This is a genomic window from Aestuariimicrobium sp. p3-SID1156 (assembly GCF_025144225.1).
GTDB lineage: Bacteria > Actinomycetota > Actinomycetes > Propionibacteriales > Propionibacteriaceae > Aestuariimicrobium.
Genome location: NZ_JALXXB010000015.1, coordinates 1 through 13,501 on the forward strand (window position 1 = coordinate 1; position 13,501 = coordinate 13,501).

Genomic DNA, 13,501 nt, shown 5'->3' on the forward strand with positions numbered 1-13,501 from the left:
CCGGGGGGGGGGGGGGGGGCGACGGGGAACGAGGTCGATCAGCTGTTCAGGAAGGTGGCCCAGGTCGAGGCACGGACCACGCCGTCAGCAGGCAGGCCGCGGTTGCGCTGCCAGGCGATCACGGAGTTGCGGGTGGTGCTGTCGTAGACGCCGGTGACCGGGACTCCGTAGCAGTAGTCGTTCAGTTCTCGCTGGATGGCGCGCGCCGCGCTGGAGGTTTCGGCGGTGGAGACCGTGGGGAGGATGGTGCTCCAGAAGCGTGAGCCGGCGATGCCGTCCGCAGTGAAACCGTGCCGCTTCTGGTAGGCGACGACCGCGCTCTTCGTCGCGGCGTCGAAGACGCCGGTCACTGTCAGCCGGTAGTAGCCGGTGTTGTTGAGGATGTACTGCAGGGTGCGCACGCTCGTCCCATTGCTGCCGGCCTTGAGGGTCGGGAAGGAGCGAGAGGACGGTGTCCCCGGGTTGCCGCAGGTGGAGCCCCCACCGGAGGTGAGGTTGTACTTGCGCAGGCCATAGGTGTTGATGAGCTGGATGAGCTTGTCATCGTAGGTGGAGCAGGTAGGAGAGATGACGCTGCCCGGCGCGCAACCGGCGGTGGCGTAGGCACGAGGGGCGGTCACCAGCCAGCGGCAGAACTGGTCGGTGTCCGAGGGGGGGTTCCGGTACTGCGAGAGCCCGGTCTGGCCGGAGACGTAGAGGTAGTGGGACTTGAAGCTGTCGGCCATGGACGCGTACTTGTGGAACTCGGCGTACTCCTCCTGGCCCTGGTACTCCCAGGTCTTCACCCACACCGTTCCGATGGAGTAGGGGTCACGATCGCCCAGCTTCGCCTTCTGGCCGAAGAAGTTGTTGTAGGCCGCCAGGGTGGTGGTGCCCCAGCCGCTCTCCAGGATTGCCTGGGCAATCATCGGTGCCACCGGCACCCGGGGAGCGACCTTGTTGGCGGTCTGGGCCGCAGAAGCGGCGGCAGCCAGGAAGGCCGAGTTGCTGGTGAACTGCGCACCCTCGGCGCGGACGGCGGAACCCAGACCGAAGGCAGCGGCAGCGGCGCCGCCGGTGACGAGGAGGGACCTGCGGGAGACGGGGGACATGAGCGAACCTTTCGTAGAGCGGTGGTGCGCTTCACATGCTTGTCGTCGCCGTGATGCTTCGGTACCCGCAGAAGTGAGGGGTGCAGTGCTGAGGGGGACCCGATACGGTGCCCCCTTCGGCAGGGCGCCGTCCCCTGTGCGGCAGGTGCCAGTGGAGGTGGTGGCGGGTGCTATTGGAGGTGGGAGGCTGTGTCAAGCAGGTCACCGGGAGCCAGTCCGAGGGCCCGTTCGAGGTCAGCGGGAGACGCGCTCTGCAAGTGATCAGCCAGTTTCCGGTTCACCGCATCCATGTGTTCGCGAGCAACGCTGGGGGTGATGTACAGCCGCCGGGCGATGCTGTCCCACTTCTCCCCGCGCGCTCTGGCAGCGAGTACCTGGCGCTGTCGTGGTGACAGGTCGGGCAGGTCACCGCTGCGTTCCAGGAGTTCCGCCAGGCCCAGGAGGAACCCGCTCACGCAGGTCGCTCCGGCCGCCACGGCGTGGAATGCTCTGGTCGCCTCCTCGAGGGGTTCCTGTTTGTGCACAACTCCGTGGGCGCCGGCGCGAAGGCAGCGTGCGAGGACGAGTCGTCGTGATTCGCTGGTGTACAGGCAGATGGGGATGCCCAGGCCGGCCACGTTTTCGACTGCCTCCGTCCCCTGGTGCTGACTGCCGTCCGGCGTGCGCAGTTGAAGGTCGAGGATGATGAGGTCGGCCTCGGGTGGGCCGGATTCCAACAGTTCCTCAGTGCTGTCGTAGGTCCCGACCACGTCAAGGGTCGGGTGGCAGAGGGCGAACCCTTGACGCATCACGACCAGGTCCTCCACCAGCAGGACGCGGGGCCTTTGCCGTGTCATCGGGTTCCTCCCACGGTGACGCTGGTGCCTTCGTTGGGGGACGTGTCGATGAGGACTCGAACACCGCGACGTTCCAGCTGGTTGATGACCTGGTGTCTCAGGCCGAAGCCCAGCGGTGTGGTGGGGTCAAAGCCTTGCCCGTCGTCGCGCACCTCCACCTCCCAGGAGTCCTCGTCTGCGGTGGCGTGGACGTACACCTGCCGAGCCTTGGCATGGGTCCGCACATTGTGCAGCAGGGTGCGGACTGCCAGGGTGAGCGGCTCAATGAGGGGCTCAGGCAGCGTGGCGCAGTCCCCCAGGTCGGAGTTTCGCACCAGTGGCAGGTCCTCGAAACCGAGCAGGGCACGGTCCAGGACGTCCCCGAGGGTGTGCGCCTCCAGGGTGAGGGTTCGGCCCTCCTCCAGTAGTGCACGCAATCGGTGCGACTCGTCGAGCGCCTGCTTGCGTAGGGCGCGTATGACAGGATCCGGTACCGCGGGATCGGCGAGCTGACGCAGGATGGTGGTCGCATCGTGCACTGACACCCGGTAACGCTCACGCTCGAGAGAGCGGGTCGCCTCGACTGCCTGCGCCTTGGCATCATCGGCCGCTGCCGCGACTCGACGCAGCCACGTGCTGAAGCCGATGCTCGCGAAGCCGAGTCCGAGGTAGGTGAGGGCATTGGCCAGCAGACTGCCCGAGGACGCGGACGGGTCCGCGGCACCGCTGATGAGGTAGAAGACGGCGATCAACCCCGACACCACAGCGCCCATCCGCCACGGAAGCAGGATGCACACGGCGACGGCGGAGTTCAGCGCGAAAGCCGGAGCCCAGTTCTCCCAGGTGCCCACGATCGCGGTGGGTGCCAGGGAACTGGGCACGAGGAAGAGCAGCCCCATCGAAACCAGGGCCTCCGTGGCGGCCACGTAGGGAGCGCAGCCGCGTCGCCGCGCCAGCATCAGGCAGGTCACCAGCACCGCACTGCTGACGAAGACCACAAAGATTGCTGCGACGTAGAGGTGGGGCCGGTCCGCAGCCGCCACGCCTGCTCTCGCGACCATGGAGATCTGGCCGAGAACGACCACGCGCAGGGCGACCAGGGAGAGGCCCATGCCCTGGTCGGCCAGCTGGCGGACCTGCCCCACGTGTTCTCCTCCCACTGCGCGGCACTGTCCGTCGATTCTGGCCGGACCAGTGCTGGAGTAGGGCGATCTGCGCGAAGTCGTCACTCACTGTTCACAGTGACGACAAGGAGGCAACATGTGTGACAACGATTCGGAAGGGATCACGGTCGCTGGCTGATGAACCCACCACCGTGGTGGGTTCACCAGCCAGCGCAGGAGGTCACATCTTGGGGCGGAAGTAACCGAGGAGACCGCTCTTCGAGAGGTCGTCGACACGTGCCGCTCCCGGATTCTGGGTGAAAACCTTCAAGGTGCTGCCGTTGTCACCGAGGACCAAGGCCGTGTGTCCGAGGGTTCCCCAGTTCCACACGGCGACGTCGCCCTTCCGCGGAGCAGAGCTGGCGCTCACCAGCGTCCACTTGGCGGAGTCATACCTGCCGTAGCGCACGGCGTTGTACCACCAGTTCTTGACGCCGCCGTCGGAGGCATCCTTGGCGGAGGAGTCCCAGGCATTCGCACCCACCACCTCCTTGCGGTACTGGATGGGAATGTCCCCGCATTGAGCTCCGGCGTGGTCGTCGGAATTGATGTACACCCCGTTCCACCTTTTGACGAAGGCATCCACCTTGGCCGACAGGGTCGAGCTGGTCGGAGCGCTGGACTCCCAGGTGCAGCCGGAGGTGCAGGTGACCGAGTAGTTCACTCCACCGGTCGTCATCAAACCGATGAACTTGGTGGTGCCCGGAGCGTAGGACTGCATCGAGTAGCTCCAGGCGACCTTGTCGATCTCCATCTGGGTCCACACCTTGGAGTTTTCATCCCAGGTCTTCTTGTAGACGGCCTGACCGGCCACGCCGTCGTACTCCAGCCACAGGGTCAGGCAGCTGGTCGACTGGTACACGCTCGCGGTGCCGCCCTTGACTGCCTTGGAGGTGAGCAGACGCTTGGTGTCGGCGCATCCGGTGGTGTAGGGATTCGTGTTGACGTGGCTGAGTGCTGCCTCGCTGGTGGGTGCAGCAGCGATCAGGCCGCCGGCCGCCAGGCTCGCTGCAAGCACGGTGCGGGTGAGGTTGCGGAGAGGATGTGACGTGATGGTCATGACAAACCTTTCTCGAGTGCCCGGGGCCCTTGCCCCGAAGCCAGTCTCGACAGCCGCCGCGCGAACCGGTACCCACACAAATGAGGGGTGACATGACGCCCCGGGAGTGCCTTCACAGTGCCGGGACGGCTTTCCCGGGTTCCGTGGGGCGACCCACTAGACTCCTGCTGTTGTGAGCCCCAGTACTGAAAGTCGCGCGCAACGCGGACGCCGCAATCTGCGCCAGTTCCTGACCTTCGGGCTGGTCGGTGGCTCCGGGATCGTGGTCAACCTGGCCGTCACGATCGTGTTGAAGTGGTTGGTCCCGCACTACCAGCATGTGGCGCTCGACCTGCCCTTCACGAGATTCAACCTGCGCTGGTACCACGTCATCGTCATTGTCGCCTTCGTTGTCGCGAACACCTGGAACTACCAGCTGAACAGGCATTTCACGTTCAAGGCCAGGGGACGCACCGGCTGGTGGCGTGGCCTGGTCAACTTCATGGGCATCGGCGGGGCTGCCCTCCTGGTCGGTCTGGTCATCCAGACCCTGCTGCTGAAGGAGAACTCCACCTTCTACCTGGGCCGCATCGAGTGGCTCGACGACTCCAACGGGCTGCGCACCAAGCTCTACTGGGCCACCCTGATCCAGATCGCCCTGACCATGCCGATCAACTTCCTGATGAACAAACTGTGGACCTTCCGTGCCGTGCGCTCCGGCCACCCCGAGGAAGCCCCCATCACTGCGCCGGTGGTCGCTCCCGAGTACAGCCCCCAGCTCGTCGAACGCCAGAAGGCCGACGAGGCCCGGGTGGACTAACCATGTACCTGAAATCGCTCACCCTGCGCGGGTTCAAGTCGTTCGCCTCCGCGACGACGATGAACTTCGAGCCTGGCGTCACCTGCATCGTCGGGCCCAATGGTTCTGGTAAGTCCAATGTGGTGGACGCCCTCAGCTGGGTGATGGGGGAGCAGGGTGCCAAGAGCTTGCGCGGCGGCAAGATGGAGGACGTCATCTTCGCTGGCACCTCCGGTCGCGCCCCGCTGGGTCGGGCCGAGGTCGTGCTCACCATCGACAACACCGACGGTGCTCTCCCGATCGACTACACCGAGGTCACGATCAGCCGGACGATGTTCCGCACCGGCGGCTCGGAGTACCAGATCAACGGCAACCCCGCCCGCCTTCTCGACGTCCAGGAACTCCTCTCCGACTCCGGCATCGGACGCGAGATGCACGTCATCGTCGGCCAGGGCCAACTCGACACCATCCTGCAGGCGACCCCCGAGACCCGACGTGGCTTCATCGAGGAGGCCGCCGGCGTCCTCAAGCACCGCAAGCGCAAGGAGAAGGCGCTGCGAAAGCTGGAGTCCACCGCCGCCAATCTCGACCGGCTCAACGACTTGATCGCCGAGATCCGCCGCCAGCTCAAGCCGCTGGGGCGCCAGGCCGAGGTGGCGCGCAAGGCTGCCGTCATCCAGACCGAACTCCGGGACGCGAAGAGCCGCCTGCTCGCCGACGATCTCACCCAGGCCACCCTGGCGCTCGAATCCGACCTGGCCGATGAACGCGCCCAGGTCGAGGCCCGCGAGCGCGCCGAGGGGGTGCTGGACCGTGCCCGGCGACGCGAGGCCGAGGCCGAGGAAGCCTCTCGTGCTGCGCAGCCACGGGTCAACGCTGCCCAGGAGAACTGGTACAACCTTGCCGCTCTGGCTGAGCGGGTCCAGACCACCTGCTCCATCGCCGCCGAGCGCATGCGCCACGCAGAGCAGCAGCCTGACCTCGCCCGCCAGGACCGCGACCCCGCAGCGCTGGAGAAGGAAGCAGCCCAGGTCCGGGAGCATGAGGACGAACTACGGGCCGATGTCCGGGCCCGTACCGGGGACCTGGACGAGGCCACCGCCCGCCGATCCGGGGCGGAGGCGGCCCTCCAGGCCGAGGAGAAGGCCTATGCCGCCCAGCTGCGCGCCATCGCGGACCGTCGTGAGGGCCTCGCCCGGTTGACCGGGCAGGTCAACTCGCTGACGTCGCGCCTGGACGCCTCCGCCGAGGAGGCGGCCCGTTTCGAGTCCCGCCGCGCCGACGCCCTGGAGCGCGCCGAAGCCGCCACTGCCGAGTTCACGAAACTCGAGAGCTTGATGGCCTCTTTTGACGCCGGTGAGGAAGGGCTGGACGAGGAGTACGAATCGGCCAACGAACTCGTCGACGCAGCCAGGACGCTCAACGACCAGCTGGCCGCCGAGGAAACCCGGTACGCCCAGCAGCGTGCTTCTCTGCAGGCGCGCATCGAGGCCCTGAGGCTGGGGCTTGAACGCAAGGACGCCAACGCCGCCCTGCTCGCCGCCGACGACCTCGAGGGTGTTCTGGGGCACGTAGCGGGGCTGGTCCAGGTCGAGCACGGCTGGGAGGCCGCCATCGCCGTCGCGCTCGGTGATGCTTCCGAAGCGGTGGCCATCGCTGATCTCGCCGGCGCCCTCAGTGCCGTCGATCTGGTCCGTGCCCGTGAGTTGGGACGCGCGGGGCTGCTCGTTGGCGGCGCTTCTGCGCCCGAGGCCACGGGCACGCTGCCGGCGGGTGCGCGCTGGGCCACTGAGGTGGTGACGGTGTCCGATGCAGTGCAGGGCTCGGTCGCACGCCTCCTGGCCGGCGTCGCCTGTGTCGAGGACCTCGCCGCCGCCCGCGAGGTCATCGGCGCACACCCCGAGGTCACCTGCGTCACCCGCGAGGGTGATCGGCTGTCGAGCTGGTTCGCTACCGCCGGTAGCGGGGGAGCGGCCAGCATGCTGGAGGTCCAGGCTGCCGTCGATGAGGCCGCGGGCCAGCTCACCGAGGTCGACCACGACCTGGAACGTCTCCGCTTCCGCCGTGCCGAGCAGGACCAGGCCCTCGCTGAGGCCAGCGGACGCGCAGAAGCCGCCCTCGCGAAGCTCCATGCGTCCGATGCGGAATGGTCGGCGCTCTCAGAGCGGCTCGGACAGCTCTCGGAAACCGCCCGCTCCGCCCGAGCCGAGGCCGAGCGGCTGGACCAGACCTCAGCCCAGGCCCAGGCCAAGCGCGTCCAGGACGAAACCTCACTCGCAGAACTCGAGAAGCGCCTGGAGCTGGCCTCCGCTGAGGGTGAGATCGCCGAACCCGACCCGGCCCAGCGCGACCAGCTCGCCGTGGACGCACGCATCGCCCGGCAGCGCGAGATGGATGCCCGACTCGCGTTGCGCACCGCGGAGGAGCGCGTCAAGGCCCTGTCGGGGAAGGCTGAGTCGCTGATGCGCGCGGCGGCCCACGAGCGTGCCCAGCGACAGAAGGCCCAGGCACGGGCCGAACAGCTCCGACGCGAAGGGCAGGCGGCGAAGGCTGTGCATGAGGGCGCGGTGTGGCTGCTCGCCCAGACCGAGGCTGCGCGCGGCATCGCGACCACCGAACGATCCGCCGCCGAGCAGGCTCGCCAGGAGGCAGAAGCCGAGCTCGGTGTTGCCCGGCGTGAGGCACGGGAGGCCGCCCGCGAACTGGAGAAGATCGTCGAGGGCGCCCATCGGGACGAGATGGCACGCATCGAACAGCGGATGCGGATCGAGCAGCTCTCCGCAAAGGCGATGGATGACCTGGGCATGACCGCCGAGGTGCTCATGGCCGAGTACGGTCCTGAGCTGATGATCCCGGTGCTGGTCTGGCCCGATGGACGCCCGGTCACCGAGGACGACGAAGAGCGCCCCACGCCGGTGCCCTTCGTGCGCGAGCAGCAGGAGAAGCGGCTGCGCACCGCCGAGAAGAACCTCCAGGTGCTCGGCCGGGTGAACCCACTGGCGCTGGAGGAATTCGACGCCATGCAGGAACGCCATGCCTTCCTGGCCGAACAGCTTGAGGACCTCAAGCGCACCCGCAAGGACCTGGTCGACATCATCGAGGAGGTCGACCGTCGCGTGGAGGAGGTCTTTGCGGCCGCCTATGCCGATGTCGAACGCGTCTTTGAGGGCGTCTTCTCCCGGCTGTTCCCGGGGGGAGAGGGGCGCCTGGTGCTGACCGAGCCGGGGCAGTGGCTCACCACTGGTGTGGAGGTCGAGGCGCGACCAGCAGGCAAGAAGGTCAAGCGGCTCTCGTTGCTCTCCGGTGGCGAGCGCTCCTTGGTGGCGGTGGCCTTCCTGGTCAGCCTGTTCATCAGCCGTCCCAGCCCCTTCTACATCCTCGACGAGGTCGAGGCGGCCCTGGACGACACCAACCTGGGCCGTCTGCTCGGGATCTACGAGGAATTGCGCGAGAAGTCCCAGCTGCTGGTCATCACGCACCAGAAGCGCACCATGGAGATCGCCGACGCGCTGTATGGCGTCACCATGCGCGGCGACGGGGTTTCCACCGTCGTGTCGCAGCGCCTCCGCGAACACTGACACTGTCCGTGCCAGAATGAGGGCGTCCCTTCCCCGTTCGAGTTTTCCCCTCGAAAGGACTGCGCCGTGCCCTCCATCGTGTTCTCCATGATCATCATCGTTGGACTTGGTCTCGCCTCGTTGGCCGTCGTGGCCGTGGGTATGCGAGGCAAGTTCAGCGAGAACGTCCCCACCGTGGCGGATCGTCTCGCTGTCGTGGGTCACCACCTCAACGGCGAAGCGCAGCCGCCGGCCAGCTTCGTCACCCTCTACGAGCAGGGCACCGAGCGCGTCCAGAGCATCGCGCGCCGCACACGCGACTGATCCGGACGCCCACGCGTGGTCTCGGGGGCGCCCCGGCGCGATCTTCCAGTGGGCCGCAGAAACCGTAGCCATAGGATGGGTGCGTGACCGACGACCTCATCTTCTGGATCATCGTTGTACTCCTCCTCGCTGCGGGGCTGGCGGCCTACCTGGTCGTCAAGCGCGCTCAGGAGCTGCCGCCTGCCGAGGAACCCGGCCAGCTGCCGCAGCAGCCGGGGAAGGTTCCCGCCGAGCCCGAGGCCGAGCCCGGCCTCGAGGTACCCGAGGCTGCCGGGTCTCGACTCGCCCGGCTGCGTCGTCGACTCGCCAACTCCAACAATGCTTTGGCGCGCGGTCTGGCTGACCTGCTGTCCAGCGACCGCATCGACCAGGACACCTGGGATGACTTCGAGGCAACCCTGATCAGTTCCGACTTGGGCGTCGGACCCTCCACTGAACTGGTCACCACCCTGCGCCGGGAACTGTCGATCGAGGGCGTCGCCGATCCGGTGAAGGCGCGCGACGTCCTGCGCCGGGAGCTGGTCACACTGGTCAACCCGAATCTGGACCGGACCGTCAACACCACTGGGGCCGACGGCAGGCCCGGCGTCGTCCTGGTCGTGGGGGTCAACGGCACCGGCAAGACCACGACCGTGGGCAAGCTGGCGCGCGTCCTCGTCGCGGAGGGACGCACGGTCCTGTTGGGCGCGGCCGACACCTTCCGCGCGGCAGCCGCCGAGCAGCTCACCACCTGGGGTGAGCGGGTCGGGGTCGAAACCGTGCGTGGTGACGAGGGCGCCGACCCCGCGTCGGTCGCCTTCAACGCCGTCGACCGCGGTGTCCAGGAGGGCGTCGACGTCGTGTTGGTGGACACCGCCGGGCGACTGCACACCAAGACCGGCCTGATGGACGAGCTGGGCAAGGTCAAGCGGGTCATCGAGCGCAAGGCTCCGGTGACGGAGGTGTTGCTGGTCCTCGACGCGACCACCGGACAGAACGGCCTCACCCAGGCCCGCATCTTCGCCGAAGTCGTCGACGTCACCGGCATCGTGCTCACCAAGCTCGACGGCTCGGCCAAGGGCGGCATTGTGGTCCAGGTCCAGCGCGAGCTGGGCGTCCCGGTGAAGCTCATCGGCCTGGGTGAGGGCGTCGATGACCTGGCCCCCTTCGACACCGACGGCTTCGTGGCCGGCATCCTCGGCGAGTAGCCCACCCCGCGTCGGCCTCCGCCGCTGAACGGGGCGGCCCGCGGAGTCGGATAAACTCGAGCGGTACTGGCCGCACCCAGCGGCCCCCCATCGACGACAACGAGGCATTCGTGTTCGACACCCTGCAAGACCGCCTCAGCCAGACCTTCAAGAGTCTGCGCGGCAAGACGAAACTCACCGAGGCCGACATCGACGCGACCACGCGCGAGATCCGGATCGCCCTGCTCGAGGCCGACGTCAACCTCGGCGTCGTCAAGGAGTTCATCGCCAATGTCCGTGAGCGGTGCCAGGGCCTGGAGCTCTCCCAGGCGCTGAACCCGGCCCAGCAGATCATCAAGATCGTCAACGAGGAGCTCATCGCCATCCTCGGCGGCGACACCCGCACGATCCGCTTCGCCAAGACTCCGCCGACGGTGATCATGCTCGCCGGCCTCCAGGGTGCCGGTAAGACCACCCTGGCCGGGAAGCTCGCCCACTGGCTCAAGTCCGAGGGCCACTCGCCGCTGTTGGTTGCCGCCGACCTGCAGCGCCCGAATGCGGTCAACCAGCTCCAGGTCGTCGGCCAGCGCGCTGGCGTCCACGTCCATGCCCCTGAACCGGGCAATGGTGTCGGCAACCCGGTCCAGGTCGCCCACTCCGGCATCGAGGTCGCCCGCCAGCGTCTCTACGACGTGGTCATCGTCGACACGGCCGGACGCCTGGGCATCGACGCCGAGCTGATGCAGCAGGCCGCCGACATCAAGGCCGCCGTCAACCCCGACGAGGTCCTCTTCGTCGTGGACGCCATGATCGGCCAGGACGCGGTCAACACTGCGCTGGCCTTCCAGGAGGGCGTCGGCTTCGACGGCGTCGTCCTGACCAAGCTCGATGGCGACGCCCGCGGCGGCGCCGCCCTGTCGATCGCCAAGGTCATCGGCAAGCCGATCATGTTCGCCTCCTCGGGCGAGGGCCTGAAGGACTTCGACGTCTTCCACCCCGAGCGAATGGCCAGCCGCATCCTCGACATGGGCGACATGCTCACCCTGATCGAGCAGGCCGAGAAGACCTTCGACCAGGAGCAGTCCAAGCTTGCCGCCGAGAAGCTGCTGGCCGGCAAGGGCCAGTTCACCCTCGGCGACTTCCTGCAGCAGATGCAGCAGATGCGCAAGATGGGCCCGCTGTCCAAGATCTTCGGCATGTTGCCCGGCATGGGCGCGATGAAGGACCAGATCGCCAACATCGACGAGAAGGAGATCGACCGCGTCGAGGCGATCATCTACTCGATGACCCCCGCTGAGCGCGCCGATGTCACCATCCTCAACGGCTCGCGTCGCGCGCGCATCGCCAAGGGCGCCGGTGTCCAGGTCAGCGAGGTCAACCAGCTGGTCACCCGCTTCGTCGAGGCCCGCAAGATGATGCAGTCGATGGCCGGCGGCATGATGGGCGGCGGCATGCCGGGGATGCCCGGAATGCACGGCATGGGCGGGGGAGCGCAGCGTCCGAAGAAGACCCAGGCCAAGAAGGGCAAGGGCGCCAGGAAGGGCCAGTCGGGCAACCCGGCCAAGCGTGCGCAGACGGCCCAGCAGCGCCCGGCAGCCGCTGATCCCGCCCAGGCCTTCGGCGGCAACGCCCAGCCGACCGAGGCCGAGATGCAGAAAGCGATGGCCGACTTCCAGTTGCCGCCCCAACTGCAGCAGATGCTCAACCAGCAGACCAAGGGTCCGCGCTGAGCAAGCGACGCGTGACCCACCCCGAGCTGTGAGTTCGCCCACATCGTGAGACCCCGTCTCGCTCCCGGGGGGCGCCGATAACGTCGCTCCGGTCACGAGATGGAGGTCCCATGAGTAGCACCCCCGCCCCGCGCACCCGCGAGGCCTTCCAGAGCCGCTACGCGTTCATCCTGGCCGCAATCGGGTCTGCCGTCGGCCTGGGCAATATCTGGCGCTTCCCCTACGTCGCCTATGACAACGGTGGCGGGGCCTTCATGATCCCCTACCTGGTGGCGCTGTTGACCGCCGGTATCCCGGTGCTCTTCCTCGACTACGCCATCGGACACCGTTTCCAGGGTTCGCCTCCCCTGGCCTACCGCCGGATGGCTCGCGCCGCTGAGCCCATCGGGTGGTGGCAGATGGGCATCTGCTTCGTCATCGGCGTCTACTACGCGGTGATCATCGCCTGGGCGGGGATGTACACGGTGCTCTCGTTCACCAAGGGCTGGGGCAAGGACCCCAAGGCCTACCTCTTCGGCGACTTCCTCAAGCTGGCCGACAAGCCGGGCGTCGAGTTCAGCTTCGTCTGGCCCATCTTCGGCGTCCTGGCCCTGGTGTGGCTGGTGACCATCGCAGCGCTGGCTGCCGGCGTCCAGAACGGCATCGCCAAGGTCTCCATCGTCTTCATCCCCCTGCTGGTCGTCAGCTTCCTGGTTCTCGTCGTGATCGCGATGACGCTGCCGGGCGCCTCGACCGGCCTGGACGCGCTCTTCAAGCCCGACTGGTCGGCCCTCACCCATCCAGGAGTCTGGGTGGCTGCCTACGGACAGATCTTCTTCTCGCTGTCGGTGGCCTTCGGCATCATGATCACCTACGCCTCCTACCTCAAGCGCAAGACCGACCTCACCGGGTCGGGTCTGGTGGTCGCCTTCGCGAACTCCGGCTTCGAGCTACTCGCGGCCTTCGGTGTCTTCGCGGTCTTGGGCTTCATGAGTCAGGCCAGCGGCACCCCGATCTCGAAGGTCGCCGGAGATGGCATCGGCCTGGCCTTCGTCGCCTTCCCCGCGATCATCAACGAGGCAGGTGCCCTCGGCATCGTGATCGGCGTGCTGTTCTTCGCTTCCCTGGTGATGGCCGGCTTCACCTCGCTGGTCTCCATCGTCGAGGTCGTCGTCTCCACCGTGCGCGACAAGACCGGTTGGGGACGCGTCCCGGCCACGCTCGCCGTGGGTGGCGCCATGGCAGTCATCTCCCTGCTGCTCTTCCCGACCACCACCGGCCTGTACTTGCTTGACACCTCCGATGCGTTCGTGAACAACCTGGGCATCGTGGGAGCCGCCATCGCGTCCATGGTCGTGGTGACCTTCGCGCTGCGGAAGCTGCCCGAGCTGGCCCGCCACGTGAACTCGGTGAGCTCCTTCACGCTGGGGCCGCTGTGGTACTTCGTGGTCGGAGGCCTCACCCCGGCGGTGCTGATGTATCTGCTCATCAACGACGTCATCGACAAGGCGAAGAATGGGTACGAGGGCTACCCCGGGTGGTTCAACGGCGTCTTCGGGTGGGGCATGAGTGCGGCGCTCATCGTGATCGCCCTGCTGATGAGCCTGCTGCCCTGGCATGACCGCTCGTCCCTGCACCAGCAGGCAACCTATGAAGACCAGCACGTGACCGAGGAGGAACTCGCATGAGCGGCGACGCGATCATCATGATGCTGGTGGCGACCTGCACCATCTGGGGCGGCCTGGTCCTGGCCGTGATCAACCTGATGCGGACGCGTGAGGCCGTCGATGGTGAACCCCTCGCCGAACACGAGCTCTGAGACCTCGCGCATGGACGGC

11 protein-coding genes are annotated in these 13,501 nt (G+C 67.2%); 7 read left to right on the forward strand and 4 right to left on the reverse strand.

From position 1 onward, the window contains the following. Positions 1 to 38: 38 nt before the first annotated feature. The 4 genes from M3G03_RS12155 to M3G03_RS12170 all read right to left on the reverse strand — a co-directional run bounded on the left by M3G03_RS12155 (position 39) and on the right by M3G03_RS12170 (position 4,129). Positions 39 to 1,091 (reverse strand): peptidoglycan-binding protein, encoded by a 1,053-nt coding sequence (locus M3G03_RS12155; protein ID WP_259810327.1) that lies wholly within the window; start codon positions 1,089 to 1,091, stop codon positions 39 to 41. Positions 1,092 to 1,261: 170 nt separating this feature from the next. Further along, entirely contained in the window at positions 1,262 to 1,927 is a 666-nt protein-coding gene (locus M3G03_RS12160; protein WP_259810329.1) for a response regulator, read from the reverse strand. After that, positions 1,924 to 3,051, reverse strand: a complete 1,128-nt coding sequence (locus M3G03_RS12165) for a sensor histidine kinase (RefSeq protein WP_259810331.1) — start codon at positions 3,049 to 3,051, stop codon at positions 1,924 to 1,926. The genes M3G03_RS12160 and M3G03_RS12165 overlap by 4 nt, the downstream gene beginning before the upstream one ends. A 199-nt stretch (positions 3,052 to 3,250) precedes the next feature. Then, positions 3,251 to 4,129, reverse strand: coding sequence for a CHAP domain-containing protein (locus tag M3G03_RS12170; RefSeq protein ID WP_259810332.1), 879 nt, complete (start codon positions 4,127 to 4,129; stop codon positions 3,251 to 3,253). 172 nt (positions 4,130 to 4,301) lie between these two features. On the opposite strand from M3G03_RS12170, the gene M3G03_RS12175 reads away from it, so the two are divergent. From M3G03_RS12175 to M3G03_RS12205, 7 genes are all read left to right on the forward strand, one after another. Continuing rightward, positions 4,302 to 4,928 carry a GtrA family protein gene (locus M3G03_RS12175; RefSeq protein WP_259810334.1) on the forward strand — a complete coding sequence of 209 codons (627 nt, stop codon included), beginning with the start codon at positions 4,302 to 4,304 and terminating at the stop codon, positions 4,926 to 4,928. A 2-nt stretch (positions 4,929 to 4,930) separates the two neighbouring features. Then, positions 4,931 to 8,485, forward strand: a complete 3,555-nt coding sequence (gene smc / locus M3G03_RS12180; protein WP_259810337.1) for a chromosome segregation protein SMC — start codon at positions 4,931 to 4,933, stop codon at positions 8,483 to 8,485. A gap of 66 nt (positions 8,486 to 8,551) precedes the next feature. Further along, on the forward strand, positions 8,552 to 8,788 hold the full coding sequence (locus tag M3G03_RS12185; RefSeq protein WP_259810339.1) for a hypothetical protein: 237 nt from the start codon (positions 8,552 to 8,554) through the stop codon (positions 8,786 to 8,788). Between the two features lie 83 nt (positions 8,789 to 8,871). Further along, entirely contained in the window at positions 8,872 to 9,975 is a 1,104-nt protein-coding gene (gene ftsY, locus M3G03_RS12190) for a signal recognition particle-docking protein FtsY (RefSeq protein WP_259810341.1), read from the forward strand. A 110-nt stretch (positions 9,976 to 10,085) separates the two neighbouring features. Then, on the forward strand, positions 10,086 to 11,684 hold the full coding sequence (ffh, locus tag M3G03_RS12195; RefSeq protein WP_259810343.1) for a signal recognition particle protein: 1,599 nt from the start codon (positions 10,086 to 10,088) through the stop codon (positions 11,682 to 11,684). A 110-nt stretch (positions 11,685 to 11,794) separates the two neighbouring features. Further along, positions 11,795 to 13,351 carry a sodium-dependent transporter gene (locus M3G03_RS12200; RefSeq protein ID WP_259810345.1) on the forward strand — a complete coding sequence of 519 codons (1,557 nt, stop codon included), beginning with the start codon at positions 11,795 to 11,797 and terminating at the stop codon, positions 13,349 to 13,351. Further along, positions 13,348 to 13,482, forward strand: coding sequence for a methionine/alanine import family NSS transporter small subunit (locus tag M3G03_RS12205; protein WP_259810347.1), 135 nt, complete (start codon positions 13,348 to 13,350; stop codon positions 13,480 to 13,482). Before M3G03_RS12200 ends, M3G03_RS12205 begins: the two co-directional genes overlap by 4 nt. Positions 13,483 to 13,501 lie beyond the last annotated feature (19 nt).

What these genes read in the sequence shown, in the direction of transcription:
- smc (WP_259810337.1), top strand. Translation starts at nt 4,931, where the DNA reads ATGTACCTGAAATCGCTCACCCTGCGCGGGTTCAAGTCGTTCGCCTCC.
- M3G03_RS12205 (WP_259810347.1), top strand. Translation starts at nt 13,348, where the DNA reads ATGAGCGGCGACGCGATCATCATGATGCTGGTGGCGACCTGCACCATC.
- M3G03_RS12160 (WP_259810329.1), bottom strand. Translation starts at nt 1,927, where the DNA reads ATGACACGGCAAAGGCCCCGCGTCCTGCTGGTGGAGGACCTGGTCGTG.
- M3G03_RS12155 (WP_259810327.1), bottom strand. Translation starts at nt 1,091, where the DNA reads ATGTCCCCCGTCTCCCGCAGGTCCCTCCTCGTCACCGGCGGCGCCGCT.
- M3G03_RS12170 (WP_259810332.1), bottom strand. Translation starts at nt 4,129, where the DNA reads ATGACCATCACGTCACATCCTCTCCGCAACCTCACCCGCACCGTGCTT.
- M3G03_RS12200 (WP_259810345.1), top strand. Translation starts at nt 11,795, where the DNA reads ATGAGTAGCACCCCCGCCCCGCGCACCCGCGAGGCCTTCCAGAGCCGC.